This is a genomic window from Sphingomonas sp. CBMAI 2297 (assembly GCF_029870595.1).
Classification (GTDB): Bacteria; Pseudomonadota; Alphaproteobacteria; order Sphingomonadales; family Sphingomonadaceae; genus Sphingomonas.
This window is the reverse complement of record NZ_JAPDIR010000008.1, coordinates 78,350-102,464: the sequence shown is the minus strand read 5'-3', so window position 1 is coordinate 102,464 and position 24,115 is coordinate 78,350. Positions and strand designations below refer to the sequence as shown.

The following is a 24,115-nucleotide window of genomic DNA, read 5'->3' as shown; positions in this document are numbered from 1 at the left end:
GATCAACCTGCCCGAGCATCGCACGCTATACCTTCGCTGTAGAAAAGATATTGAAGAGATTGTCCGGTTCAGAGTGCGGCAAAATTGGGGGGGCAGATGACCAAGGCAAACGGTAACGCGCATCGCAAGAAATCGTCGAAGCCCTACAATGAGCGCACCGATCTCGAAAAATTGCAGTCACAGTGGACCAAGTTATCCGGACTACACCTTCGAGAAGAGCCATCTGCGGCGATTGTCCGTTGCGCGACGGCAGCGGAGATCGCGGCCAACTACGCCATTCGGACGGAATGGGCTCGCAAGACCGAATTTGATGACACGATCGTCGACATGTTCCTGCGCTGGGCGAACGGCCTGCCGCTCAAGGTAACCCGGCTCTTCGTGCCGGTCTATTTCGCGACCCCGGACGAGAGCCCGATCGGCAAGGTGCTCAAGGCATCGGCCGAGAAGATCAACGCGGTGCGCAATGCGGTGGTACATCAAGGTGCCTTCAGCAATCCCGAAGAGGCGGAGGCCGTGATTGCCGAGGCGAAGACCTTCATCAACACGATCGTGGGTCTGTCGATCGAGAATTTCGACATCGAGGTGGCAGCACAGCAATGGCAGGCGTCCCGCAAGAGCGAGGGCGGCGAATGACCGCGACGCTCGGCGGCCTGACTGTCACGCTCGGCAAGAAGCTCAAACAGTCCGACGATTTCCTGAAGGCCAAGCACAACCTGCTCAGCCAGTTCGACAGCATCGACGATCTCGTCACGGACGAGAAGAAGCTGTCGGCCAAGGATCGCCAGGCGATCGAGCATCATATCCTGCAGCTCCGCGCGGCGATCGCGCGCACATTGTGGTCCAATGAGTTCTACATCGGGCGCTCGCTGCTCGACGATTATATCCTCCATATCGCCAAGAATGGGAGCGGTGATGTACCCGCATGCGTCATCGCCGGACTCGCCGCCGCTGGCGCCGACAGGCCGGGCTTCGTCCTCTATCCCCTGACCGGCTTCGGCATGGAAATGCCGGGGATTTTCGCGAAAGACAGTAAGCTCCGCTCCGAAGCAGTCTTCAAGAAGGCGGGCTTTGCGGTCAGCACCCAGAGCAATTCGTTCGATGCGGCGGTCGCCAGCATCGAGCGGATGGCAAGGGGTCTCGGCGTGAAGCAGCGCATCGACAAATCGGATTTCCGGCACTTTGCCTACACGGCGAAATGGTTCGGGAAGAACCCGCTGATGCTGGTCCGCGTCACGTCCTTCACTGGCGACATGTACGAGAACCAGTTCATCTATTCGCTCAAGATCAGGGTGGCGGCGGCAAACCTGCTGATGTTGCATTGCCTGTCGCAGGAGGCAGTCGGACCGCTCGATCGGCACCACAACTCGTCCTTCGTCAACAATTTCGAGACGCTCGACATCGCCCATTATCTGATCGGTGAGGCGATCCGCGGCCGCCCGATGTCCACCCGCCGTGTGCCCATGAATGTCTCCCAGCTCGAATTGGCGAAACTATCGGATGTAGCTGCGACGCTCTCCACCAGTGCACTGGCGACGTCCCGCATGAGGCGGCTTGCGCCGAAGGTGACTCAGGCGTTGAACACGGTGGAGCGGGGGTACTTCCGCCACGTCAATCTCGCGACGCACTCGAAGCCGGAGAACCGCCTCTATCGCCGCCTGCTCACCGCCCTGGACTGGTTCCGACAGTCGTTTAGTGCCCGCGCGAACGAGGCGGAGGCGATCGTCGCGCTAGCGGTCGCGTTCGAGACGCTGCTCACCGACCAATATGCCCCCGCGATTGCCGAGCGCCTGCGACGCCGGATCGGGATCTGCATGAAGGGTGTGCCAGGGCTGGCGAGCTATCAGGCCAGCGTCTTAGCCATCTATTACGCCCGCAGTTCCATCGTCCATACTGGCGAACCTGACCACGCGATTGACATTCATCGCGGTCAGGTCGCCTTCACGCGCTGCTTTTGTGCGATTGCCGAACGGCTGACGACTTGGACACCGGCCGCGAACAACGTCATGGGCGATCTGCTGGGCGATGTCGCGTGAGATCGCCGGTGATGCCACTCGTCACATCGATCGGCGCATCGTCATGCTAGACCGAGATCTTTCGATAGCAGCTTCCTTGCACGAATCCTTGCTCAAGACACCACCGTCGGGTCAAGCCAGCGCCGGTGTCATTTGAGTAGGCGTGCGCGTTCGATCGGAAGCGCAGAAACGCGGGCCAGGTCGAAGGGGCCGGGTGGTTGGTCGCGACACGGACGAGCACCTTCTCGCCGCTCCTGATGTCAGTAGGCTTCCTGACGGCGTAATATTCGCCCCAATCGCTTGTCGTTTCGAGGACGGCTTGGGTGACCGTTTGGCGCGTGGCAGGTCTCCCGGTCTTCGCAGCTTCCACTTGCGTCGCGATTTTGTCGCGATCATCCCACTCCCGGAAATACACGTTGGCACAGCAGCCAAGAATCTGATGGGCGTTGAGCGCCTCAATGTCCCCCTGCCGATCGATTTCGATCCAATGCGCGCTATGACCAGAGCTATAGACGGCACCGTCGTACAGGATTGCGCAGAGCGACGGTGAGAGCGGCAGGAAAAAGATGGCACCAGCAGTCTTTACCCCGAAGCTCGGTCGGCCCTTGCGCGGCCGCTGGATATGCAGGCGGTTGGTCAGAACGGCGGGATCGTCGGAGGTGAAGAAGGGGAGGCCTGTCCGGTTCCGCACGATGCAAAGCGTCAGATCGTCGACGATCCGCATCGTGTCCTTGTAGCTCAGCATGGCCGCCTGGACGGCTTCCTTCGATGCCTCTTTGATCGTGGGGACGGGAAGGTCGGACCCAGGAACGTCTTGCAGTGCCAGCGCCATTTCGCTCGCTTTCAGCGAGGCGGCTTCCGTCCGCAGATATTGGAGATAGATGAAGCGCTTCATGACGATCTTGACCGCGGATCCGACCGTGCCGCCCTCGGACAGGTGGCGGACGATCGGTCCGTATGGGTCCTCGATGAAATTGATCGCGTTTTCGAGAAGCTTATTTTGCCCGTAAAAATAGTCGCCTGAACATTGATTCCTGACGGGCGCGTTGGGAATGGCCTTCATGCGGTCGAGATTGAACAGATTGATCGCCAATCCATCGCCGTTGACCGTGAACGGTCGAAGATGGATCCGAGGGACGAAGTGCTGATTCTTGTTGTCGGCCATCTACTTGGCTGTCTGCTGCATGTTGGATTGGCCTTCTATCTGCTTTCCGTGAGAAAAATGCTGTCGGTCGTCATTGTGGGATTCACATCCGTGCAAAGGCAGCGTAGATTCATGCTATGTTCCATCAGGCCGATCTGTTCGAGACAACCGCTAACCCTGCACGAGCGATGGACACGCCATCGCTGATGGCCGCTATCGCTGCCGCCTCACAGCGTCCGAAATTCTCTTACATGCTCCTCCAGCTTCTCGCGGAGGTTGCTGACGAGAAGGGCAGCGCCGGGCCGAGTGTTGTTGTAAACGGTGACGCCGTACCGGTGCGTGACTGGCTATGCGACGCACTGGTTCCCATCGCGCAGCGCTCACCATGGCGTCGTTCTACGATCGAAACGGTGCGAGTTGCACTCGAAAAGGCTGATGAACTCCCGACCGATCCGGCCCAGGCAGAGCGTCTGGTCGAGGAAAAGGTGCGCGAGCGCGTTCGCCGGTCGGGTCGTTGCAATGTCAGCCGTGCGGTGTCCGATCTATGCCGCGGCGGCCTCCTGCGACGACACTATCAGGGCTATAGAGTCAATCATCAGAACCGTGGCGCCCAGCGGGAGGCGGTTTATACGATCATGCCGGATGCCTTGGCGGCGCTACGTCGCCGGTGATCCTCCGATCGTCGAGCCATCAGGTTCGGTTGCTGTTGCTCGCGCCATTCGATCCGGCATCTGCAATAGTTTTCCGGTCGCTGTCTTGATCGCATTGGCTCAGGCGACCTCATCGATCCACCGTCAAGCAACGCAATCTAGGTCGAGCTTTTTGATAGGGTTATGAGGACTGGCCGGCCAGCGGTTCCTACCGACAGAACGGGTGGCCCTGACGCTGACCGGCACAAGGATCAGCCGTTGAGTCGGTCCTTGATCGCTTTCGCCGGCGTAAAGGTGAGTTTCTTCGACGCGGCGATGGTGATGGTCTGCCCCGTGGCGGGGTTACGGCCCTCGCGCGCCGGACTGGCCTTCACCTTGAATTTGCCGAAGCCATTGAGCGCGATTTCCTCGCCCTTGGCGGCGGCGTCCGCGATCGCCGTGAACAGGCCATCGACTAGTTTGCGAGCGTCTGCTTTGCTGGTGCCTGCCTTTTCAGCGAGATAGTCGGCAAGATCGCTGTTATTCTCGGGGAGCCTTTCCTAGTTTACCGATCAGCTTCATAGCCTCGGCGCTCATCGCGCGCCATCGCGCTCGTATTTTTGCCAGCCTTAGAAAAGATCGCGGACCCGGACATAAGGATTGCCCGTCTCCGCGAAGCGGCGCGCCTTGCGACTCAGCACCTCATCAATTGGCAACAGCTTTTCGAACATGGCATCGAAATCCTCGCCGCTCATGCAGATGATCCGCTTGCCGCGCCCGAAGGCGTGCAGCCCGTCTTCGCTGAAGCCAATGTAGCTCACAAACAGGCCGCGGGACCAAGCAGCCTTCTCGCCGAGCTTGCCCTCGAAAACGTGGAGATCGGCCGCTGGTGTCGGCTTGGCCTCCCATTTTGCTTCAAGCAGATAGGTGTGGCCGGCGAGATCGAAGCTGCCGTCGATCTGCTCTCCACGCAGGCGAAAACTGTCCCGGGGCTTGAGGCCGAAGAGCCGGAACGTATCGCGCAGGAAACGTTCAAAGGCAAAGCCGCGCTGCTGGGGCGCAAGATCCCAAATCGCGAGAAGAGCTTTACGGGCTTCGGCGATCTGTGGTCCTTTGAAAGCGGGTGTCGGGGCGGTCTCGGGTGCCGCTGGCTTGCCCTCGAGACGGCCGATCAGCTCGAGCAACCGGCCTTCGCCATTGGCGACGCTGTCGGTCGCGCGCCGGCGGGCATTGATGGCCTGACGGTAATCCCAAAGAGCACGCAGCGTTCGGACAACCGTTGGGGAATCGACGATGGTGAGGAAAGTGCGCAGGCGCTTCGCCTTCGAGGTTCCGTTGCGCGCATAACAGGGATCGTCGATGTCGACGTTCAGTTCCTGCGCGAAGAATTCACGCATCGTCCGGTCGGAGAAGTCCAGGACATAGCCGCCGCCCATCTCGAAGAGCTCGTCGAGCAAGATCATGTCGATGGGGCGCACGCCGCTCGTCATCGGATCACCACGACCTTGACGCTGGCTCGATCGGCGATCGTCCGCCAAGCCTTGTCGGCGGTCCAGGCGGGTAGGCCGTCGCGTACCGCGAGCGCGAGACAGCAGCGATCACCAAGGGACAGGCCGGCATCGGCTGTAATCGCGCGCAGACGCCCGGCGATCTGGGCGGTTCCCTTGTCAAGGCTGACCAGTTCGAGCGGCAGCGGGTCGAGCATGGCATCCACATCGCGCTCCGGCATGCCGAGATGGACGAAATGACTGACGACTTCGGCGTAGTTGACCATACTCATCCGCGCAGATGCGATCGACCCGGCGACCTTCGTGCCGCCCGGCTCTTCCTTCAGCATCGCAACGAGCGCGGAGGCATCCAGAATGACCTCGCTCATTCGCCGCTTTCTGCCACCCGATTGGCCAGGAAAGCATCAACCGTGGCGTCCGCATTTCCTTCAGTGAAGCGACGGGCGATCGCTTGCGCGTGCGCGACCGCCTGCGCTGCGGTTCTCAGGACGATGCCATCCTCGGTCTCCTCGAGAAACACCGCGCCACCCTCGGACAGGCCCAAGCGCTTGCGCAGGTCGGCTGGCAGACTCATCCGACCATTCGGCGTGATATTGACCTGTATCGTCATCCGAGCTTCACTAGAAAAGCTGAATACCAGAAGCCATTCTATGCCATAATGCCACCTTTATGTCACGAGACACTCCATCGGACTTTTATGTCCGATAAATGCGATTCTCGGACATAAGAATTGGCATCGGGAGGGGGCTCGGCTAGGCTCCTCCCGATGGCGCGCGACCTGCTTCCGATCTCGACCAACCTGCCCGCCGACCTGCTCGCCGAGATTGACGGCGCGCGCGACACGCTCGCCGCCTCGAAGGCGGGTTCGACCCAGAGGGCCTATGCCTCGGACTGGGAGCGGTTCTGCGATTTTTGTGACGCGCGCAACGTCGAAGCGCTGCCGGCACACCCCGACATCGTCGCGCTGTTCGCGCATGTCGAGGCCGAAGCCGGCATCGCGCCAGTCACGATCGGCCGCCGCGTCGCTGCGATCAATCACCATCACAAGGAAGCAGGTCTCGCCTCGCCGAGCGCGCGCGACGCCGCCGGCGTCATCGCCCAGATGATGGCGGGCGTACGCCGCAAATATGCGCGCAAGAAGGACCAGAAGGCGCCGGCGGCCGCCGACGTGCTCAGCGCCATGCTCGCGACGATCGCCGGCACCGGCCTGCGCGCGAGGCGCGACCGCGCGATCCTCGCGATCGGCATGGCGGGCGCGTTTCGCCGTTCGGAGATCGCCGCGATGCTCCTGCCCGATCTCGCCTTCAAGGCCTCCGGCGTGCGGATCACGATCCCGCGTTCGAAAGGCGATCAGGTGGCCGAAGGCCAGCAGATTGCGATCCCCGAGGGCCGCCACATCCGGCCCGTGGCACTTCTCACCGACTGGCTTCAGGCTGCCGATCTGCAGGGTCTGGATCCCTCGACCAGTAAGCCGCGGACTGGCCCCGTGTTCCGTCGGCTGACACGGGGTGACGCGCTCACAGTCGATCCGATCACCGACAAGACCGTGGCCAGGCTGGTCAAAGCCTGCGCATCGGCGGCTGGGCTCGACCCGGGCCTGTTTTCCGGACATTCGCTGCGCGCGGGGTTCCTGACCGAGGCGGCCGCCAAGCGTGCGAACCTGTTCAAGATGAAGGACCATTCGCGGCACAAGTCGCTCGACACAGTCGCGGGCTATGTCCGCGATGCGGCGATCTTCGACGATCATGCCGGCGAGGAGTTCTTATGACGCCGAGCGGCGTGGCGCCAGAATGGCAGGCCTACGCCATGCCGGACTATGATGCGGCAATGACGCGGGCCTGCGCCGAGCTTCAGCAGCGTATCCTCGCCGACCCTACCTATCGGATGTCCATTCTGACCGACCCGCGTGACCTGCATCGAGCCTTGTTTGCCGAGTTCACGCCGTCCGGTTACCCCGAATATGCTGGCACCTATCGGGGCACGGTCGGCACCTCGCTCGAGGGACGGCGCATGGGCGCCCCGCAAATTTTCGATCTCAAGAAGAGCTTCGCATTCGAGGAACCTCAGAAGGTCACTGCCGCGCTCGATTTCATGCTTTCCGAGGTTCGGCGCGAGCTGGTCCCGGCTCGGTCCGCCACACCTTTTGTCCAGCTCCTGACCTTGACCCACCTCTTCTGCTGGTTTGGGAAGATCCACCCCTTTCTCGACGGCAACGGCCACATCCAGCGCGCCCTCTTCGCCGCGGCGGCGGCCGAGCTGGAAGTTCCGCTCGCCTCGCGATTCGCTATCCATCCGCGCCCATTCGACCGGCTTCTGGCTTGGCCGCTGGAGAGGTTCACGATCGCCAAGCCTGATCAGCGCGAGCATTTTCTCGCGATGGTCGCCGAATATCTGAGCTCCTGGTTGGCTGGACCATTTGACCGGCCTGCGAGCGGCATCGCGCCGTAAGCGGCCCGGGCAGCTTCGAAGTTTTAGAGTCCTCTAGCAAGGAGGAACCCCTCCGACTTCAGTCGGATACTGGCTTCAGCCACAGACTCGCGTGCTAGCCTGTAACCTCGGGAAAAGCGGAAGCCGCCGAAGGCGTGAAGCTTCCGCTTTTCCCGAGGTTACAGGCTATGGCGTATCGGTCCGGTTGTCACACCACATTCCATCATCGCTACCATCTCGTTTGGGCGCCGAAGTATCGGTACAAGGTGCTGATCGGCGATGTTCGGCTACGGGTGCGCGAGATCATCCGTCAGGTCTGTGCCGAGATGGGCGTGAAGATCATCAACGGCGCGCTGTCGAAGGACCACGTACACATGTTCGTCGAAATCCCGCCGCACGTCTCGGTCAGCGACTTCGTGCGCCGGGCCAAGGGGCGCTCATCCCGCAAGATCCAACAGAAATTCGAGCACATCCGCAAACGATATTGGGGCCAACGCTTCTGGCAGCGCGGCTACTTCTCGACCACATCCGGCAACATCACCGATGACATCATCATGCGTTACCTCGACCGACATACCCACAAGGACGGCTTCAGCCCCACCGCTTGATCCTACCGGCGTCAGCCGGTCAGTGATTCAGAGTTCGATCAGCGTATAGCCGCGATCGCCGAGCACGGTCCGGGTCCAGTCCTTGGCGATGACGACACCCTCCGTGTCCAAGGAGATTGCAGCGTCAGCCCGATCGAACAGCGCGATGCAAAGCTCATCGCTGTCGAACCGCGATCGGTACTGGATACCATCGAGGCTGGTGGTGCTGTAGATTTCCGCTGAGATCCGCTGGGGCACCGCATACGCGCCAGGATTGTCTACCGGATCGAAGTCGGCCGAGACTCCGGCGGTGGTCGTTCTGAACCAGCCGAGACCCGGTCCGTGGACCTTCGCCAGCCGGATCGGTCGCGTTGCGGAGAATCTTGCAGCGCGTCTCCTGGCGACCTGATCCCAAAGGACATCCCGGTCCGTCGGCCTCCTCAGCAAGGTCTCGGCAAAGGGGCCGACGAGCGTCTTGCCCAAATACAGCACACCGAATTTGCCGTCCGGATCGTCCCAACGCCAGGTCGCGTCCTTGCGGCCATACCATTTGGCCGCGACCGTCGCGGCGTGCACGCGATGAAGCACTCGCCCCGTCGCGATCGTCGCCACGGGTATCCCGCCTTTCGCTCCCATATTGCGTCAATCTTCGAGCGTACGGGCGAAACGCACTAGGCGCTCAACTTCCGCATCGCTGCCCTTCAGCAACGCGATCGGGCTCACTCCATCAAGACCTTCATCGCCGCTGACGAGGAACTGCAGGACGGCCCAGCCCGTCGTTTCCGGCGCGGCGCTAAGGACCTTCGCAACGCCGGGAAGAATTGCATTCCCATCAAACTGAAAGACCGGGAAGAGCTTCGTCCCGTTGTCTTCGACCATCAGCAGTCGGCGATCCTTGACCGCCTTGTAGACGGCCTGGATCGTCTTGTGCCCAAGCAACGTGCGAACCTTCTCCGCGGTCAGAGCTCCGCCTGCAGCATCGATCAGCCGCCGTTTGAAGGCGATGGCGTTCGTAATTCTTTCCGCGGCTTCCGGATTATCCGTTTCGACCGCCGGGATGCCAAGCGCGAGATGGAAGACAAGGCTCGGCACGTCGACGCTGCTTATCGCCGCCGCCTTTGCCGCCGCCGGCATCATCTTGATGATGCGGTCGGTGCTCGCCACAATCCGGTCGTGGAGGACGCGATCCGCATCAACGAAACCGATATTTGCTGGGCGAACCATTCGATCATTCCTGTTGAGTCAGTTTCATATACTCCGAAACCAACACGATTTCAACTCGTGGATGAATTCGAATCTCTCAGCCCGGACCCACGAAGCAATCGGGCGCTCTCCTGCGATGCGCATTACCGCGTGCTATTTCTCGAAAGCTGCTTCCAGCGCGATGAGACCCGCTGCGTGCCGTTCCGGCTGTGCCTTTCGAAATTTGCGGATGTTTACCAACTTGAATTGAGGAGCGGGCAGCTCGCGAAGCGCTGGCAATGGGAAGGCGTCCCACTCCGGGTCTCCGGCCTCAAAACTCTCTAAGAACCTCCGATCATCAGCGCCGAGGGACCTATGGATCGCCGCCACGAGGCGACCGAACGTATGAACATGATCCTCATAGGTGAACGGCTCGAAGGGCATGCCTTCGAATTGGGCCTTGAACGTTCCGCTCTGGTCCTTTCGGCTCGGGCTGATCAGTTCAGCGATCGGGCGCCCGTGGCTTACAAGCGCCGCGACGAAACCGTGACGAACCTCATCGACGACGCCCTCTACGTCCAGCAGACGCTTCACGTCGAACAGATCGCGCGGATGTTGCCGGTCCAGCGCGGCACAAATCTTGCCGCCAAAGAGCTCGCCGTGCGAGAGACAGCGCGCTTCGACGAAAGCCTCAAATCTCTCCTGCACACGGTCGGAGCAGGGAAGATCGCGGAGAGGAAGGAGATGGCCGCGCAGGGTGGGATTCACCTCGACCTTGATCTGGGTCTTGCCGCGCTGACAGTTGAGCTTGACCTCCATACCTTCCTGGCCCTGGCGTGTCTGGGTCACGCGGGTTGGCGGGAGGCGGCGTTCGATTTCTACCTTGATCCGGGCAAGCGCCTCGCCGATCGCCTGCAGAGAGGCCGCCCGGTCTTGGAGGGGAAGGTAGGTTAGATCGATATCGACCGAGAGCCGCGGGAGATCCCACTCGAACAGGTTGATCGCCGTGCCGCCTTTCAATGCGAAGGCCGGCTCCGCCATGACCAAAGGCAGGACGTCCAACAGCAGGCGAACCTGGTCACGATATTGGTCAGTTGCCACTCGACACAAGCTCCCTGGGGAGGAGCAGTCTGTATTTCGGGACGTACCGCCCCATTTTCGCAAGGCTGCGATCGCCGGAGCCCAGATCTATCTGCTCCACCTTCACGTGCCGCATGACCGGGAGGTCCGCCCGTTCCGCAAGGTAGAGGAACAGCCGCCGGACCTTCACCGATGTGCAGGCCTCGAGCAGGGACTGCATGAGCTTGGGGCGAAGCGACGTCATGCCCTCCACGATCTGGCAGGCCTCGACGAGATCGAATTCCTTTGGCGCGAGATGCAGCAGCTCCAGTATCGCCCGCTCGGGCGTAGCGGCTGTCAATGGATAGCCTTCCGGGGTTCGGTGCTCGGTGAGCCCGATATCGTTCGGCAGGAGCTTGGTTTGCATATGACGGACCTCCCCCCCCCAATGTTTCTGAAACCATGCCGGCAGAACCACGTGCAGCGGCGAGAAGAGGTAGGCCCTGCTCTCTCCGAAGCGCACATAGTGGCTATTTCCCGTCATCTCGATCGCCGTGAGCGCGCCCACGTGGACCGGCAGCTTCAGCTGGGACTGAACGCTGTAAAGCGCTCCCTGCCAGGTCACTGTTTCCATCGGGCGCTTGAATGCGCCACGACCCAACGAGACGAGCCACTGCGAGGATCTATAGTTCTGCAGGTCCTGTGCTGTCAGACCGAGCGCCTTGAGATGCGGGCTGGTCGCCACCGTGTGTGGCTCCCACGCATCGAGCAACGACCTCAATTTATCAGTTCGACCTACCTTCATGGCATATCTATCGCATAAATTCCAAGGTCGATCAATGCCTCGGAATTTTCCATGCTAATATGCCAACGGTATAGCTATCGCCTATAATTCAATGTTAAAGGCGGACCCGACATATTCCTGCGGCATAGCCCGGCGCATCCCGTCTTGCGAGAACGATGAACGGGGCCGAACCCCGTAAGATACATACTTTGGTTCATGCTCTATGCTGCTGACCGAATGGACTTCAGAAACTCGACCTCCTCGGGATGCCGATGGAGAAGCTCGATCAGGCCCACAGCCGCATCGCTCGGCGACATGGCCCCGCTTTCATATTTCTGGAAGGCCCGGCGACCACCGCCGATCAGATATCCGGCTTCTTCCTGTGTCAGCTTCAAGCGCTTGCGGACTTCGCGGACATGAGCCGCATAGGCCTTCTTCAGCTCCCGAAACACGCGATCGGATTCGGCGAGATCGGCCCCGGAATGAATCGCGTCGCCGTCATCGTCGGGATACCAACCGGGTACCTCGACGGTGCGCGTCATCGAGCCGAACTTCACAGTCTGCGGACGCACGCTGCGTCGCAGGAGCGTGCCGGTCTCGGGATGGATGCGCGTCTCAGTCATTGCCGACCTCTTTGAACGATGTGAGCGCGACGTCGACCAACGTTTCGCCTGCGAATTTCAGATACAGCCACCGCTGGTCCCACGGCATGTTGTAGGTGTCGTGCCATACCTTCGAGTTGGGCGGATTGTGCGCTGTCTCCGACTTAATGAAGTCGCCGGCTTCAAGTGCTTGCACCACCTCAACGATGTCTCCCAGCGAATAGCCCAAAGCGCGGGCGCCCTGGACGGCGGTGCGCGTGATCTCCAAGGTCCCAACCTGCGCGAACTTCGCCTGGACCGCAGCCAGATTATGATGCGGCTTCCGCTTGATCGCCATCCCGATATACACCTTGAAGGTTAATTCATCAAGACTGGTCCAGTTCGCGAAATCGCTCCTCTAGCGTGGGCATTTCGCGCGCTAACGCAGCTGAGCCGTATAACGTAAGCAGTTGCGAACAAACCTCGAACGCACTATGGTGGAGGCGCGGAGAAAGCCGATGCGTTTCGCCAAATTCGACCTCAACACCTACAATCTGACTAAGGACCTTCCTGGCGGTCCGACACTTGCTGTCGTCGAGGAAGAAATCCCGGAAATCGAGATGATCACCGACCAGGAGGGCAATCCGACGCGTGGCGGAATGATCGGCTATGCCTTGGCCTATGCTCTGATGGTCAGCTTTGTCGGAGCTATTTTCTACCTGATCTGACCTATTCGCGAAGCTTGGGGTCTTGGAAGAAGCCGCGATCATGATCGCGGTTCACTTCCTGCTCCAGATCGACGGCACCCAGCACGCGCTGCCCTCGCATCGTCTGAGCCGCTGCTCGATCGTTATTCAACTCGCCCTTGCCGGCCTCGATGATTGCGGCGGCGGCCACATCGCCAGCACCGGCAGGGCCGCTGGCCAATCGCCCGGGTCCGTGTGGACGGTAAGATGTCTTGACGTCTGCTGCGCTCGAGACGCTCGGCCGGCTCACGTCAACGAGGTCCGGGTCGTGCAGGCGGCCCGCAATCTCGGCTCGAATGCCATCCTGTTTGTCGTGCATCCAGCGCGTGATCATTTCCTGGCGCACGAGACGCTGCTGGTCGGTCAGATCGGTTGCCCAAAGCTCAGGCGCTTCAAGACCCGGGTTCTCGACCTGCTGGTGCCGATACCATTGCGCAAGATCCTGGCTCAGATTTTCGCTGAGCTGCATGCCATGCGTTTCCGCATAGCTTGCATCGCGCGAGAGCTGTTGGGAAAGCTCCTCGAGCCGGCGGGCCGTTTCCGAATAGGACTTCGCTCGCGCGAGTGAATCCTCCGTGCTCGACGACGCGGACGATGTCGCAGAAGCCCGGCTGAAGCTGCCGCTGCGTGAGTAAGTCCCATCGGACATCGTCGCGCCGCTGCCGCTGGCATGTTCGTCCCGCACCCCACTCGACGATGTGTTGGCGCTGTCACTGCCACGAGTCTCGTCCGTCCCATAACGCAAGCCGTCGAGTTGGCTGCCTGTTTTGGAAACGCTTCCTCCGATGGAGGGTAGTCGACCTAGCACTCCTCCGCGATCACCAGCCCCACGTCCCGCTTGCCGACCACCCGTTCCAGCCGAAATAGTCCCCGATATCTGGTCGTTGGTCTGTGCTTGGCGGTCATGCCCTTGTGTAATGCGCTGGCCCTGAGAGATCGTATCGCGTTCCTCCAGGCCCTGTGAACTGCTTGCGGTCCGCCTGTCGAACGCCTCCACAGAACTATTCGCCTGACGCCCGCTGCTCGACTCCCAGCCCGACGAGCGTTCGGTGGAGGTACCGAAGGCACTGCGGTTCGCGTGGGTCGCCGTCAGGATGTCGGCTGCGGCATTCTCATAGGCCTGCGCCTGGCGGTGCGCCTCGTTCGCCATCTCGCGCCATTCTGCCACCGAACCCGTGCTCATCGTGGGTGTAAAGCCCAATCGCGAAATCGCGCCGCTCGTATCGAACACCTCCTGGCCGTTGCCGAAACCCGACACGACCGCGCCGTTGTCCTGTCGCCACCCGACGCTGGTGGCACCGCCCATGAAGCTCGGCGCCGTCGACCACTGGTCGCTTTGGCGCATATTCGATGTCGCGTTCGCCCAGCTCACATTGCCGTAGGAGTAGTTGCCAGTGGTCTGCTCGAGGGCTGCGGCTTCGGCCGCATTCTGCGCCGGCGCGAGCATCGAGGTCGCCTGGCCGGCGATCGACATCGCACCGCGCGCGAGGCCCGCGGCGAGGAACGGGATGCTCATCAGCATGAAGCCGGCAATCGTCGCCGTCTCCCCATTCACCGCGCCAATTCCGGCGTAGGTGCCGAGCGTCACCCCGCCGGCGGCGACACCAGCGGAGGCTGCCTCGGCCCGCGTCATGCAGATCATATGGAGGATGACGTAAAGCGGCCCCCAGGCAGCCAGGTAGAAGAACCCCATCGCATAGCCCTTGAGCGACGCCAGCCCCGTTTGTGGCATCAGAAAAAGCGGGAAGATCACCGGGAACATCGCAAAAAATACGACGGTCAGCACGATGTTGAGGATCGGCACCCACGCCATCGCCTGCTGCGCGATCGAATTGTAGGTATTGCGGGCTTGGATGTCGGCACGGGTCTGTGCGAAGGTATCGATCGTCGCCGCGCCCGTTCCTCCCGCCATGCTATTTCGCGCCTGCATGAACGCATTGATCGCCGTGTTCTGCCGCATGGAATCGCTATAACTGCTGCCCGAGCCGGTGAACGCGGCGTTCGCGATCGGCAGATCATGTTTGAGCTTGTCGGCAGCCAGCGAGTTGCTCAGCTTCGGATAGAGTTGTTTCCCCCAGATCGGAGTGTTCGCCTCGATCATCGGTGCCCACTGTGCATCGAGCATCCCATAGGCCTGCCGGCACGTGACGATCGCGCTGGTGACGGTCCCGTCCCCCTGACGCTCCAGCCATTGCTGCGAGCGCGCCTCCGATCCGGGCCCGATGTCGGCCCATAGGTCTTTCGATTGCGCGAGGAGCGTCAGCGACTTTTGGTAGAGCATCACATCGCCGAAAAGGCACTTCTTGAAGTGCTCCTCAAGGTTCGTTGAAAACTCGGCATCGCGAATGATGAAATTGCGGGTCGCGTCGAAAAGCCGCGCTCCGTAGACCATGCCGTTCGTCGAGTAGTTGAGCTCGCTTGGCATTACGAAGACAGTCTCTGCCGTTCGCGTCAGCCAGTCTCCGATCTGCGTCGTGAAGCTCGCCAGGACACCGAGCCCCAACGGGACGTTGGCGACTGTAGCCGGCGCGAGCGATGGATTGATCCGATCGGTGACCTTCACATCGATCGTAGGCACCATGAGGCAGAGGTAGATGGCCGTTGATTGGAGAAACCAGTTCATCCACACGCGAAAGTTCATGGTGAAGGCGACCACGAGCAGCGAGTAGATGAGGCCCATCACCATCACGACCCGCAGAAGTGATCGGTACCCGCCGCCGCCCGACCAAGCGGCGACCGCGTTGAAAGTGTTGACGAGATACTCCCCGCCCCCGACCGTGAAGACTTCGAGCATCGTCCCGGCTCCCCCGCCCTACATCAGGCCCTGTGCGTTCAGGCCACGTGAGAAGTTCAGCGCGGATGACATGCCCGGCGTCATTGAGTTTTGAAGTGTGGACTCGAGCATGATGCTGCGGTCGATGATCTGCATCGTCACCTGCAGCTTGTTAGAGAGCTTTACATCGCGCTGCGCAAATTTCTGCCGTGTGGCCGCGATCTGCTGCTTCCACTGAGTCGCGGTCGCCTGGTCGAATGTCTGATAATGCGTCTGCGCCTGCTCGACCCGATCGAGCATATTGTCGAGCATCGCCGCCAGCAGGTCGACCGCAACGATTTCGGACAGGGTCTCGATCTCGCCATCGGTGAGGGCGTAATGCGCATAAGCCTGAACGGAGAGAATCTTGTAGAGCGGAACCGTGGCGAGGTTCAGGAGCTGCTTCTCCGACGCATCGAGGGCGGTGTCCGTGCGAATCTTGCTGCTCATCGAGCGGATCATTCCCGCGATCCGCGGCCGCAACGCCGACGATGCCGGCACCGTCAGGGTCTGCTCACCGACATCGTAGCAGTCGGTGTCGTTGCACTTGAGCATCTTCACGGCCGGCGCATCGGCTGTGCCGTCAAGCAAGGCCGTTACCACCGCCTCCTCCGCCGGTCCGAACATGACGACTTTCCCGCCCACGCTCGGATCGGTCGACGGCGTCGTCACGACGGTCCCGACCAGCGTCATGATATATTCGGAGAACGATTGGTCGAATGCTCCGAATTTGGCCGACTTCTTCAGGGCTTCCCAGGTGTAATTGTGCGGCTCCCCGACGAGCTGGTCCTTCATATTGGCGTCGGTATTGCCCGCGATCGTGCTGTCGCGCCGGTTCCCGTTGTTGCAACCTTGCCGGGACGCAGCCCAGTCCGAAAACACACCTTGGCTGTTGCCGACGGCCTCGCAAATCGTGGAGCGTGTGGTCTCCATCTGTGGCCAGATCCCGCCTACGAGCGCCTGCGCGGTCTCGCAACTCGAGATATTCATCTGGTTGAGAAGCTGTGCCTTCTGGCTGAACTCGTCCATCACCTTGCCGATCTCCGGCGAAACGGAATCGATCGCGAGCTTGAACGCGAAACCCAGAGCGTTATTCGCGGTCGCCTTCAGCATGGCCACGATCTCCGAGGCATTGATGAAGGAGAAGCTGCCAGCGAAAAGGTCGATGCCGCCGCATCCCGCTCGCGCGCTCGGCAGCTGAAGGTTGAAAGGCGAAACGCTCTTCTGTGGAAAGCGCGTCCAGACATTGCCCAGCGAGTAATAGCCGGCCGACTGGCCTTGGAACGCCGTCGGCCCGGTGACATTCGCGGCGCCGCCAGCGTCGTTGAAAAAGCCGTTCATCTGCGAGGCGACATCGGCGCGCGCGACGCCGACCAATGCGAAATGCGAAGCGGCGACCAGCGCGAGACCGGTGCCCAGCCTACGGCGCAGCGCGCCCTTTTGCCCGCGCGCCATCAGTAATCGCTCCCCACCTTGGTGTTGGTCAGCATGAAGATGCGATCCATGATCTCATCAGCGCTCAGCACGCCGTAACCGACCGGGATCGTCCGCTTGGTCTGGGTGTCGAAGAGGACCAGCGCTGGCGTCTCGTTGCCTGGAATCCCCATCCGTGCGCGCTGGCCGGAATCGACGACGTAGTTCGGGAACTCGCGGTTTGGCCCGCCATCCATCGAGACGGCCATCACCGTCATGCGGTGGCTGTCGGTGACCGATCGCAGGATCGGCGCGAAAACCTCGCAGGCACCGCAGCTCTGAGCATAGAAATAGAAGAGACCGTAGCGCTGGCCGAGGTTCGTGAGGACCGCATCCCGGTCCGCCTGGCGGTTGTCCAGCCAGAGCCGTTTGCCCACGGTCGAGACGGGCCGCTGCAGCGTGTAGTCGAGGTCCGGGTTCTGCCAGAGCGCGCGCTGCCAGGTGTCGGAGAAGGTCGACGCGCGATCGAGCTGCTCGCGCTGGAAGCGCACATAGTTGATCACGTTGGTTTCGGTCGGATCCAGGATCGCTTTCGCCTTCAGCTCATCCAGTTGCTTGGCGATGGCCGCGATGCGATCGACCGCGCTCTCCTCCCGGACCTGCGCCGTCGACCCGGTCTCCTCCGCTGGCTTGGGCTTCGCGCAATAGAACCATTGGCCGAGCCGCCGTTCGCGACAATAGAAGTCGTCGGAGCGATCCTGTTCAATTGTATCGCCCTGTGGCGGCGGTGCTTCCTGCGCGAGGACCTGCGGCCCCCAGATCGCGGCTGACAGCGCGGCGGTCAGGATGAACGTCTTACCGAAGATCAACATGGCTCGCTTTCCTTTCGTCATCGCTGGAGCTGGCGCGGAGGGATGTGAGGAGGATCTGGTCTGCAGGCCGATCCCACCCCGAGACGTGGACGCAGCAGTCCGCCACCGTCGTGCGGTGCTGGCCAGCGCACGGTGTCGGCACCGGCGTGGGAGGCGTGCTGCTGGAGGGCTGTAGGACGAACGCTGACACGATGACCGGAAGCTCGAGAAGCGACAGTGTCATGAACTTTCTCCTGATGTTGAGCCGCACGGCGGCCTCTCTCAGCGCGGGCTTCATCGGGACCACGTCATTTGCCGTGGAGATCGTAGTAGGACTGAATTTTTGCTTGGATGTCCGACATTGTCTGCACCTCGTCGGGCAGCTTCGCGGCATCCATGAAGTCCGAATAGACGTCCGTGAAATCCATCACCGACAGATCGAGCCGGGCGAATTCGTCGACCGTGAATCCCTGGCACTGTTCCTTTTTCGCGCTACCCCAAGGCTTGCCGAGCTGGGGGCGGCCCTGCTCCTGCAGGATGCGCGAGAGCTTGCTTTCGAAACAGCAATAGGCAGTGCGCTTGGTCGAGCAGATGCCGAGAAAACTCGATGAGCAGTACGTGCCGAGATTGTGGCAAAGCCCCATCCGATCTTTGATGTCGAGTTTCATCTCGTCCTGACTGCACGCGAACAGGACGAGAAATGGGGTGGCGAACGCGGCGATCGCCGCCGGCCCGCCAGCCAGCGCCGCGGCGCCTGCCGCCACGGGGACGGCACCCGACACTTTGCCGGCGCAGCAATTGATCAGGCCGAAAACCGGCTTGTGGCAGGTTTCGCGAGTACCCGTGAACACGCGGAAGTTATTCTCGTCGAATTCCTTGCCCGCTTGATCAAGCGCATGCAGGCCGACAAGCGCATCGCGAAATTCGGTGGAGGCTTCGCGAACGATCGGCTCGCAGTCGCCATTGACGCAGTAGACGTCGTCTCCGCAGATATATTGCTTGTCGGTCGGCACTTTGCTTGCCGGTGTTGGGCAGCGATAGACCTTCTCCGTGACTTTGCACGGCCCGTCCTGGGGATCGTCCAGACAATCGTCCCGGACATAGGTGCAGGCCGAGTTCGCCTCCAAATCGCCGCAGTCGTTTCCTGCCGTCATGACTTTGCACGAGAAATCCCGCTTCCATGCCCAACAAGGCTGCGTCACAGGCACGCCCTCGATGATCCGGGTCTCCAACCCTTCCGTGCAAACCTCGCCAGCCGGATCGGCGGAGCACATGGTGTCGCCTGCAAGCCCTGTGCAGCCGTCAACGCGCTTGACGGTGACCTTCGCCTCGGTCGTCTTGGCATGCCATCCTTGGCCGGTGATGGGGCTCGGAAGCAGCGATAGATCTGTCAGGTTCTCCGAGCAGACATATTCGGTCGCATAATAATCGTCGCAGAACTTGTTGGTGGAAACGCCGTAGATGACATGGGCGGCGCACGCCTGCATTACTATGCCTGTGGGCTTGCAGGTGCCCGCGGCGAGATGCGGGGCCATTGCATCGTAGCGCGCAAACGGTGTGCCATAGGCACCATTCGGAACGACGAAGAACTTGTAAGCGTCGGTCGTGGTCGTCTCGGGAACCATGGTAATCGCACAGGATCGCGGCTGATCCTCGATCTTGGTGCCCTGGTTGCAGGTCGCCTCATAATATCCCGTGCCGCTTGTCGGCGGAGGCAAGGGAGTGCAGGCGCCCGAGCCGCTCGAGATCGCCACGTCGTCGAGATAGGTCGTCGGGTCATTCTCCACGGTTGTCGCACGATTAGTGGTCGCCAGAATGTCTGCGTTGCTGAAGGTCGGCCGGATATGATCGGCATCGGTCGAAAGGCGATAGCTTTCGTTTCCCGATTTCATGGCCTGAGCGTCGGAGACAAGCCGATCGGGATCGTCGAAATAGGTGCTCTGAGGCTGGTCCGTTCCCGAATAGCCCGGAACCGCTTTCGCCTGGGCATCGGTCGACGGCACGATCGAGGAATCGTTCCTCTTCTCCAGAGCCATCGCTTTGCCTTCTTCGCGAGCCTGTTCTACCGTCATGGTTTGCGCACTCACCGGCTCGGCGACCAGGAGCAGTACGCAAAGCGTGCTCACAAGGCGCCGCGCAATCACGGGTTGGTCCGCTTCATGTTCGACAGCGCCACCGCAGCCACTCGTGCGCCGGGGCCGTTGCCCTCGGCGAAGGTACTGAGGGCATATTCGACCGTCACATTGCCGATCATGCGATCATATGGCGGAACCTTCGTCGTGCAGGAAAAGCCCGCACAGAGATCGAAGTCCGAGGAAACGCTCACATAGGTTGGGACGGCCTGGACCTGGAAGGCGCGGAAGAGCCGCGGATCGACGCCAATGCTTGCGAACTGCCCTTTATTGACCACCCTGCTCAGTCGCGCCACGAACTCCTTGGCAGAATTGTTCGGGAAGCCGCGAAAGACGACCACGCCACCAGCAGCGGCAGTGTCGCGGATGAGTTGCTTCAAAGCTTCGTCTGGCATCGACAGGCTGGCGAACGCGATGAACTGCGGTGCCTCCCCACCATTGGTTTGCGTATTGCTGGCCGCCCCTTGCACGATTTCATCAAAATCGACCGGACCCGCTGGACCTTTCGGAAGACGTTGTGCGGCGACGCGGCGCATATTCTCGGTTCCCCCGTCGCGCGTCGTCGCGGCCTCTTCCCGGAACCGATCCCCTCGATCCTTTATCTGATCGACAAAGGCCTGCGCCTCGGCTGCGAGGTCAGCCGAGCGTTTCTTTACCGCTTGGACATCAACTCCATCGATGTTTTGGGCAAGCAGCGCTGACACTGCTGCCATTCCAAGAAGGGCCAAGATACCCAAGGGAAGAAGGCGCATCTTGGATCTCCTAAAACACACAGCAGTTGCGCTTGCGCCACACGAGGTAGCCCATGTCCTCGCCGCCGGCGGGATAGGCGCGGCCAGCGTCGGGCGGCATCGTGGATGCGCCGATCGCCGAGCAGGCGAAGCGGCCACTGACCGTGGGGATCGGGTTGACCATCTGGAAGCGATATTGTTGCTTCCGCATGATCGGCATGAGGTACTTTCCGCAGAGCCCCTTCGAACCCATCGTGCCCCAGGCCAGCGCTTCGCGGTGCATCTTGTAGGCAAACCGTGAAACCGCGAGCCGGGATGACTGCACATGCCCGATCGAGGATGGGATATTGCCATTCAGCGGGTACATCGATCCCTGGCAGCCTGCACACCAGAAGAGGGGGTCGAGAGGAAGGTTGACGGTGCCGGCGATGCAGTCGCCCGCACAGGCTGCTTGCGCGATCGGATTGGCGAAAACGATCGCCTCAGGGTTGATCAGCGCGGCAAGCGAGTCGTCCTGCCAGAGCGGATCGATTTCGGTGATGTATGCGATGTCGAACGAGGCTTGCTCGAAGCAGACGAAGTCGGTCAGGATCTCCATCCAGTAAAGCAGCGGATAGACGTACCAATGGACATGCCACTTGGCCGTGCTTTGGGATCGGCCGCCTACCATCGACGGACCCGCCAGATATCCCTGGCCGATGTCGAACCCGGGAGCGATTCGGATGCCTCCAAGGTTCGGAAAGCACCACGGCTTCATCGTAACATCTGCGAGCCGGGCGGGCTCCCAAAAGCCAACCGAAATGCCGATGCGTGGAAGCGGGTCAGCGCAGGCGCAAATCGGCGAGGCCGGATTGCCAGGATCTGGTCGACTGCTCGGCCAGATCTTCAGTGCGCCGACGGAAAGCGGGAAAAGGCATGACCAGCAGACATCCGTGATAGGGTTGACAAACTTGCCATTGCAGGTCGGCGCGGCCTCGGCTCGAGGCGCGAAAGCCCCGATGGCCAAAACGAGCGCAAGTGCGGTCACGATAGAGCGGAGCCAGCGCATCATTCCTTATTCCCCAAGGTGTCGAGGTAGGCGCTGTCCGCGCTATGCTTCCTGATGAAGTAGAACGCGGTCCAAAGGACGCAGACAGACAGGAGGATCGCCATCCCGCCTGATGCGCCGCGGCCGACCGCGCGGTGAATCGGGCCGAAAAATGCAGCACCGGCCGCGGTCGAGAAACAGAGGCTCTGCCAGACGAGGCGCATCCGTTTGAGCGTTGCGGTTTCGGGCGCGGCCATAGGTGTGCGCAGAAGGTCGAGCCATAAGGGCATCAGCCTGGCCTCCCTTTACGCAACACGTGCTCAGAAACGCGCATGACGCGGCCAGTCTGGTGAACGACGGCGGGTGTATGCTCGATCTTGAATCGCGCGCTGAGCTTGCCCTCCTGATCGAAGTAGAAGCGCCGTTTTCGGCTTGTCATCGCTGCAATCGGCGATCCGCTCACGAAAATGATCTTGGCGTTGAGGTCAGTGTACCGGGCCGTCGCCCAAGCAATCTGAGCGACGTCATCCCCGTCGATGAATACGAGGTCCTGTCGGATCGCAACGAAATCGAGTGGATTGATCCGGTGTCCGGCCGCCGCGATGAGGTTGCCCTTCTGGTCGCGAACATCATGTTCGACCTGGACGGTGGGATCGAAATCCCATTCCCGCGCCTCGCGCGCTGGTGTGATCCCGCCGACAGGCGTCGGCCGCCGCACCTTGGCTTCGGCACGCTTGACGAACATCTCGTTGGTTCGCGCGAGCTCGCCGCTCGCTTCCGCGCGCTTCAGCCTGGTCTCGATCGTCGCCAGCAGGTCCGGCTCGATCACAGGAAAGGCCTGACCGGTCTGGCCATAGTCACGCGCCTCGGTGCGGACCGGAATGCCGAAAGCGACCCCCGTGATAAGGATGGCGGCCGCCGCCACACCAGCAAGAATCTGCTTCATAGGATAGCCTTCCCAATGCCAATGATCTGGCGCGCGCAGACGAAGCCAATGTCGGCGTACCGGCTGTCGAAGCCATCGGGGTGGGGCGAGCCGACATAATAGCAACCCGCAGGGATAGCGCCGACGGCGCCTACCGTGAGCGGCTCGCCATCCCTGGTCTGCGGCTTCATGCGACCGACGGGTTTGCCGTTGATCGTCACGACCGAACCGTTGTGTGCGACGACGTCGCCCGGCATGCCATAGACGATTTTACCGAACATCTGCGGCTTGGCACCGAAATGCCGGCGCACGAGATTGGTGTGGGGCGGATCGAAGAAGACGAACTGTCCCCGCGCCGGGACCTGCTTGCGGTGGATGAGAAACGCCCAGTTCGGCAGCGAGTCCGTTACATTTACGAGAAGGACGTGGTCGTCGCGCCATCCGCTGATCGCACCAAACACGACGGTGCCGATTACAGCTGCCGCCAGCGCCCCCCATAAACGCTTCCGCGGCCGCCAGCGCAGGGGCTCGATTTCATTGGCCGCCGTTGCCATCGGGACCTCCGAAGGTCGAGACCGATGCGCCGGACACTTGCGCGGGAACCCGCTGCGACGGTGCATTGGGCGCCACCGGTGCCAGCGGCCCGATGCCCGCTACACCAGCCATGGGATCGACAGCGGCGCCCGGCGTCGCCAGTGGTGCTGCTCGCGATGCTGCCACTGCGGACTGCGCTGCTGCCAGCTCCTGCATCCGCTGCAACTCTTCGACCGAAAGGCGTTTGGGCTCGGGCACTCCGGCAGCGAAGACGGCCTTCTTCAGGCTATCGGTGATATCCGGCACGTTCTTGGTGAGCACCGCTTCACCAACAAGGACAATCTGACCGCTTTGGCTACGACGCTGCAGCTCGGTGTCGAGCGATGACATGAACGCCTGCATCTCGGCCCGCACGCGATCGGGCGGCGAACCCGAGTAGCGCTGGGCTTCGACATAGTCGCCCACCAGCGACGAAAGTCGCGCTGAGACGATATGTTCCTGTTTCGACTGGGTTAGTGCGCGGGTCACCCACATCCCCCAGACGATGGTCGCAACCAGCACCAGCCCGAGAAAGATCTGGCCGCGAGTGAACCCGCCGAACCCGATCTTGCGCTTCGCTTCACGAACGTCAGGCGCAGAGGGTGGAACGGGAAAGTCGAGTTGAGGTTGTTCAGCCATGACGCGAGGCTCCCTCTTCATCGCGCGGAGGCAGGATGCGATCGGCGCGAAAGGCGATGACGGCGGTGGACAGGATCATGTGCGCAATCGCGAACATGTTAAGGAAAGCGCCGGTCCGAGCCGGATCGGCGGCGACGTAGCGCGTCGTGAAATTGTTCAGCTGGTGGACGAAGCCATCGAACGAGAAGCCGCCGATCGCGAGGAAGAAGAGGCAGAACAGCCCCCAGGTGATCAGCAACGTGGAAGCCAGGAACCCGAGACCATGCAGCAGGAAATAGAGCGTGCTCTGCCATTCGCGCCGGGTGAAGCCAACGATCCGTCGATGTGTTCCGCTGTCCGGGCGTGCTGCCATC

The 24,115-nt window shown here is 61.4% G+C and carries 28 protein-coding genes and 1 pseudogene; 7 read left to right on the top strand and 22 right to left on the bottom strand.

Features of this window, described 5'->3' with window-relative positions; genetic code table 11:
- Positions 1-96 precede the first annotated feature (96 nt).
- Together OMP43_RS12940 and OMP43_RS12935 are read left to right on the top strand one after the other, a co-directional pair.
- Positions 97-633 (top strand): hypothetical protein, encoded by a 537-nt coding sequence (locus tag OMP43_RS12940; RefSeq protein WP_062787845.1) that lies wholly within the window; start codon positions 97-99, stop codon positions 631-633.
- On the top strand, positions 630-2,033 hold the full coding sequence (locus OMP43_RS12935) for a HEPN domain-containing protein (protein WP_280280048.1): 1,404 nt from the start codon (positions 630-632) through the stop codon (positions 2,031-2,033). The genes OMP43_RS12940 and OMP43_RS12935 overlap by 4 nt, the downstream gene beginning before the upstream one ends.
- Positions 2,034-2,079: 46 nt before the next feature.
- Here OMP43_RS12935 and OMP43_RS12930 read toward each other — a convergent pair whose 3' ends face one another.
- Positions 2,080-3,177, bottom strand: a complete 1,098-nt coding sequence (locus OMP43_RS12930; protein ID WP_062787841.1) for a DUF4238 domain-containing protein — start codon at positions 3,175-3,177, stop codon at positions 2,080-2,082.
- A gap of 116 nt (positions 3,178-3,293) precedes the next feature.
- On the opposite strand from OMP43_RS12930, the gene OMP43_RS12925 reads away from it, so the two are divergent.
- The gene (locus OMP43_RS12925; protein ID WP_062787839.1) at positions 3,294-3,827 is read left to right on the top strand and encodes a hypothetical protein; all 534 of its coding nucleotides are present in this window, start codon (positions 3,294-3,296) and stop codon (positions 3,825-3,827) included.
- 230 nt (positions 3,828-4,057) lie between these two features.
- Here OMP43_RS12925 and OMP43_RS12920 read toward each other — a convergent pair.
- The 4 genes and pseudogenes from OMP43_RS12920 to OMP43_RS12905 all read right to left on the bottom strand — a co-directional run.
- Positions 4,058-4,330 (bottom strand): annotated as a pseudogene (locus tag OMP43_RS12920) (HU family DNA-binding protein); the annotation flags it as partial.
- 84 nt (positions 4,331-4,414) lie between these two features.
- Positions 4,415-5,275: a restriction endonuclease gene (locus tag OMP43_RS12915; protein ID WP_245652744.1), complete on the bottom strand. Its 861-nt coding sequence runs from the start codon at positions 5,273-5,275 to the stop codon at positions 4,415-4,417.
- Entirely contained in the window at positions 5,272-5,661 is a 390-nt protein-coding gene (locus tag OMP43_RS12910; protein ID WP_062787837.1) for a type II toxin-antitoxin system VapC family toxin, read from the bottom strand. Before OMP43_RS12910 ends, OMP43_RS12915 begins: the two co-directional genes overlap by 4 nt.
- Positions 5,658-5,903, bottom strand: coding sequence for an AbrB/MazE/SpoVT family DNA-binding domain-containing protein (locus OMP43_RS12905; RefSeq protein ID WP_062787835.1), 246 nt, complete (start codon positions 5,901-5,903; stop codon positions 5,658-5,660). Before OMP43_RS12905 ends, OMP43_RS12910 begins: the two co-directional genes overlap by 4 nt.
- Before the next feature lie 156 nt (positions 5,904-6,059).
- On the opposite strand from OMP43_RS12905, the gene OMP43_RS12900 reads away from it, so the two are divergent.
- The 3 genes from OMP43_RS12900 to tnpA all read left to right on the top strand — a co-directional run bounded on the left by OMP43_RS12900 (position 6,060) and on the right by tnpA (position 8,328).
- Positions 6,060-7,061 carry a site-specific integrase gene (locus tag OMP43_RS12900; protein WP_280280047.1) on the top strand — a complete coding sequence of 334 codons (1,002 nt, stop codon included), beginning with the start codon at positions 6,060-6,062 and terminating at the stop codon, positions 7,059-7,061.
- On the top strand, positions 7,058-7,741 hold the full coding sequence (locus OMP43_RS12895) for a Fic family protein (protein ID WP_245652742.1): 684 nt from the start codon (positions 7,058-7,060) through the stop codon (positions 7,739-7,741). Before OMP43_RS12900 ends, OMP43_RS12895 begins: the two co-directional genes overlap by 4 nt.
- A 167-nt stretch (positions 7,742-7,908) precedes the next feature.
- Positions 7,909-8,328, top strand: coding sequence for an IS200/IS605 family transposase (tnpA, locus tag OMP43_RS12890; protein WP_280280056.1), 420 nt, complete (start codon positions 7,909-7,911; stop codon positions 8,326-8,328).
- 27 nt (positions 8,329-8,355) lie between these two features.
- Here tnpA and OMP43_RS12885 read toward each other — a convergent pair whose 3' ends face one another.
- The 6 genes from OMP43_RS12885 to OMP43_RS12860 all read right to left on the bottom strand — a co-directional run bounded on the left by OMP43_RS12885 (position 8,356) and on the right by OMP43_RS12860 (position 12,271).
- Positions 8,356-8,919 (bottom strand): RES family NAD+ phosphorylase, encoded by a 564-nt coding sequence (locus tag OMP43_RS12885; RefSeq protein ID WP_245652749.1) that lies wholly within the window; start codon positions 8,917-8,919, stop codon positions 8,356-8,358.
- A 30-nt stretch (positions 8,920-8,949) separates the two neighbouring features.
- Positions 8,950-9,531: a hypothetical protein gene (locus OMP43_RS12880; protein WP_062787906.1), complete on the bottom strand. Its 582-nt coding sequence runs from the start codon at positions 9,529-9,531 to the stop codon at positions 8,950-8,952.
- 132 nt (positions 9,532-9,663) lie between these two features.
- Positions 9,664-10,590 carry a nucleotidyl transferase AbiEii/AbiGii toxin family protein gene (locus OMP43_RS12875; RefSeq protein WP_062787908.1) on the bottom strand — a complete coding sequence of 309 codons (927 nt, stop codon included), beginning with the start codon at positions 10,588-10,590 and terminating at the stop codon, positions 9,664-9,666.
- A complete protein-coding gene (locus tag OMP43_RS12870) occupies positions 10,580-11,353 on the bottom strand; it encodes a type IV toxin-antitoxin system AbiEi family antitoxin (protein WP_062787909.1) in 774 nt (257 codons plus the stop codon). Before OMP43_RS12870 ends, OMP43_RS12875 begins: the two co-directional genes overlap by 11 nt.
- Positions 11,354-11,553: 200 nt before the next feature.
- Positions 11,554-11,955, bottom strand: a complete 402-nt coding sequence (locus OMP43_RS12865; protein ID WP_062787910.1) for a type II TA system antitoxin MqsA family protein — start codon at positions 11,953-11,955, stop codon at positions 11,554-11,556.
- On the bottom strand, positions 11,948-12,271 hold the full coding sequence (locus OMP43_RS12860) for a type II toxin-antitoxin system MqsR family toxin (RefSeq protein ID WP_062787912.1): 324 nt from the start codon (positions 12,269-12,271) through the stop codon (positions 11,948-11,950). Before OMP43_RS12860 ends, OMP43_RS12865 begins: the two co-directional genes overlap by 8 nt.
- A gap of 160 nt (positions 12,272-12,431) precedes the next feature.
- Between OMP43_RS12860 and OMP43_RS12855 the strand changes: the two genes are divergently transcribed.
- Positions 12,432-12,641, top strand: a complete 210-nt coding sequence (locus tag OMP43_RS12855) for a hypothetical protein (RefSeq protein WP_062787913.1) — start codon at positions 12,432-12,434, stop codon at positions 12,639-12,641.
- Position 12,642: 1 nt separating this feature from the next.
- Here the strand turns inward: OMP43_RS12855 and OMP43_RS12850 are convergent, their stop codons facing one another.
- The 11 genes from OMP43_RS12850 to OMP43_RS12800 form a co-directional block, all read right to left on the bottom strand.
- Complete coding sequence (locus OMP43_RS12850) at positions 12,643-15,453, bottom strand: conjugal transfer protein TraG N-terminal domain-containing protein (protein WP_280280046.1); 2,811 nt, start codon at positions 15,451-15,453, stop codon at positions 12,643-12,645.
- An 18-nt stretch (positions 15,454-15,471) separates the two neighbouring features.
- Complete coding sequence (locus tag OMP43_RS12845; protein WP_280280045.1) at positions 15,472-16,926, bottom strand: conjugal transfer protein TraH; 1,455 nt, start codon at positions 16,924-16,926, stop codon at positions 15,472-15,474.
- Complete coding sequence (locus tag OMP43_RS12840; protein ID WP_280280044.1) at positions 16,926-17,756, bottom strand: conjugal transfer protein TraF; 831 nt, start codon at positions 17,754-17,756, stop codon at positions 16,926-16,928. The genes OMP43_RS12845 and OMP43_RS12840 overlap by 1 nt, the downstream gene beginning before the upstream one ends.
- A gap of 287 nt (positions 17,757-18,043) precedes the next feature.
- Positions 18,044-19,879 (bottom strand): conjugal transfer protein TraN, encoded by a 1,836-nt coding sequence (locus OMP43_RS12835; RefSeq protein ID WP_062787917.1) that lies wholly within the window; start codon positions 19,877-19,879, stop codon positions 18,044-18,046.
- Positions 19,876-20,619 (bottom strand): type-F conjugative transfer system pilin assembly protein TrbC, encoded by a 744-nt coding sequence (gene trbC / locus OMP43_RS12830; protein WP_280280043.1) that lies wholly within the window; start codon positions 20,617-20,619, stop codon positions 19,876-19,878. The genes OMP43_RS12835 and trbC overlap by 4 nt, the downstream gene beginning before the upstream one ends.
- A gap of 10 nt (positions 20,620-20,629) precedes the next feature.
- Complete coding sequence (gene traU, locus OMP43_RS12825; RefSeq protein ID WP_062787920.1) at positions 20,630-21,649, bottom strand: conjugal transfer pilus assembly protein TraU; 1,020 nt, start codon at positions 21,647-21,649, stop codon at positions 20,630-20,632.
- Positions 21,646-21,915: a hypothetical protein gene (locus tag OMP43_RS12820; protein WP_062787922.1), complete on the bottom strand. Its 270-nt coding sequence runs from the start codon at positions 21,913-21,915 to the stop codon at positions 21,646-21,648. The genes traU and OMP43_RS12820 overlap by 4 nt, the downstream gene beginning before the upstream one ends.
- On the bottom strand, positions 21,915-22,571 hold the full coding sequence (gene traW / locus OMP43_RS12815) for a type-F conjugative transfer system protein TraW (RefSeq protein WP_280280042.1): 657 nt from the start codon (positions 22,569-22,571) through the stop codon (positions 21,915-21,917). Before traW ends, OMP43_RS12820 begins: the two co-directional genes overlap by 1 nt.
- Complete coding sequence (locus OMP43_RS12810; RefSeq protein WP_062787926.1) at positions 22,568-23,104, bottom strand: S26 family signal peptidase; 537 nt, start codon at positions 23,102-23,104, stop codon at positions 22,568-22,570. The genes traW and OMP43_RS12810 overlap by 4 nt, the downstream gene beginning before the upstream one ends.
- On the bottom strand, positions 23,085-23,762 hold the full coding sequence (locus tag OMP43_RS12805) for a type-F conjugative transfer system protein TrbI (protein ID WP_280280041.1): 678 nt from the start codon (positions 23,760-23,762) through the stop codon (positions 23,085-23,087). Before OMP43_RS12805 ends, OMP43_RS12810 begins: the two co-directional genes overlap by 20 nt.
- Positions 23,755-24,114 (bottom strand): hypothetical protein, encoded by a 360-nt coding sequence (locus OMP43_RS12800; RefSeq protein ID WP_062787930.1) that lies wholly within the window; start codon positions 24,112-24,114, stop codon positions 23,755-23,757. The genes OMP43_RS12805 and OMP43_RS12800 overlap by 8 nt, the downstream gene beginning before the upstream one ends.
- Position 24,115: the final 1 nt, after the last annotated feature.

Coding starts and splice junctions, on each gene's coding strand:
- OMP43_RS12940 (WP_062787845.1), top strand. CDS start 97: ATGACCAAGGCAAACGGTAACGCGCATCGCAAGAAATCGTCGAAGCCC.
- traU (WP_062787920.1), bottom strand. CDS start 21,649: ATGATGCGCTGGCTCCGCTCTATCGTGACCGCACTTGCGCTCGTTTTG.
- OMP43_RS12900 (WP_280280047.1), top strand. CDS start 6,060: ATGGCGCGCGACCTGCTTCCGATCTCGACCAACCTGCCCGCCGACCTG.
- OMP43_RS12895 (WP_245652742.1), top strand. CDS start 7,058: ATGACGCCGAGCGGCGTGGCGCCAGAATGGCAGGCCTACGCCATGCCG.
- OMP43_RS12840 (WP_280280044.1), bottom strand. CDS start 17,756: ATGTTGATCTTCGGTAAGACGTTCATCCTGACCGCCGCGCTGTCAGCC.
- OMP43_RS12805 (WP_280280041.1), bottom strand. CDS start 23,762: ATGGCTGAACAACCTCAACTCGACTTTCCCGTTCCACCCTCTGCGCCT.
- OMP43_RS12860 (WP_062787912.1), bottom strand. CDS start 12,271: ATGGCGATCAAGCGGAAGCCGCATCATAATCTGGCTGCGGTCCAGGCG.
- OMP43_RS12915 (WP_245652744.1), bottom strand. CDS start 5,275: ATGACGAGCGGCGTGCGCCCCATCGACATGATCTTGCTCGACGAGCTC.
- trbC (WP_280280043.1), bottom strand. CDS start 20,619: ATGCGCCTTCTTCCCTTGGGTATCTTGGCCCTTCTTGGAATGGCAGCA.
- OMP43_RS12930 (WP_062787841.1), bottom strand. CDS start 3,177: ATGGCCGACAACAAGAATCAGCACTTCGTCCCTCGGATCCATCTTCGA.
- OMP43_RS12910 (WP_062787837.1), bottom strand. CDS start 5,661: ATGAGCGAGGTCATTCTGGATGCCTCCGCGCTCGTTGCGATGCTGAAG.
- OMP43_RS12845 (WP_280280045.1), bottom strand. CDS start 16,926: ATGGCGCGCGGGCAAAAGGGCGCGCTGCGCCGTAGGCTGGGCACCGGT.
- OMP43_RS12865 (WP_062787910.1), bottom strand. CDS start 11,955: ATGACTGAGACGCGCATCCATCCCGAGACCGGCACGCTCCTGCGACGC.
- OMP43_RS12800 (WP_062787930.1), bottom strand. CDS start 24,114: ATGGCAGCACGCCCGGACAGCGGAACACATCGACGGATCGTTGGCTTC.
- OMP43_RS12905 (WP_062787835.1), bottom strand. CDS start 5,903: ATGACGATACAGGTCAATATCACGCCGAATGGTCGGATGAGTCTGCCA.
- OMP43_RS12925 (WP_062787839.1), top strand. CDS start 3,294: ATGTTCCATCAGGCCGATCTGTTCGAGACAACCGCTAACCCTGCACGA.
- tnpA (WP_280280056.1), top strand. CDS start 7,909: ATGGCGTATCGGTCCGGTTGTCACACCACATTCCATCATCGCTACCAT.
- OMP43_RS12870 (WP_062787909.1), bottom strand. CDS start 11,353: ATGAAGGTAGGTCGAACTGATAAATTGAGGTCGTTGCTCGATGCGTGG.
- OMP43_RS12810 (WP_062787926.1), bottom strand. CDS start 23,104: ATGGCAACGGCGGCCAATGAAATCGAGCCCCTGCGCTGGCGGCCGCGG.
- OMP43_RS12850 (WP_280280046.1), bottom strand. CDS start 15,453: ATGCTCGAAGTCTTCACGGTCGGGGGCGGGGAGTATCTCGTCAACACT.
- OMP43_RS12820 (WP_062787922.1), bottom strand. CDS start 21,915: ATGCCCTTATGGCTCGACCTTCTGCGCACACCTATGGCCGCGCCCGAA.
- OMP43_RS12855 (WP_062787913.1), top strand. CDS start 12,432: ATGCGTTTCGCCAAATTCGACCTCAACACCTACAATCTGACTAAGGAC.
- traW (WP_280280042.1), bottom strand. CDS start 22,571: ATGAAGCAGATTCTTGCTGGTGTGGCGGCGGCCGCCATCCTTATCACG.
- OMP43_RS12935 (WP_280280048.1), top strand. CDS start 630: ATGACCGCGACGCTCGGCGGCCTGACTGTCACGCTCGGCAAGAAGCTC.
- OMP43_RS12880 (WP_062787906.1), bottom strand. CDS start 9,531: ATGGTTCGCCCAGCAAATATCGGTTTCGTTGATGCGGATCGCGTCCTC.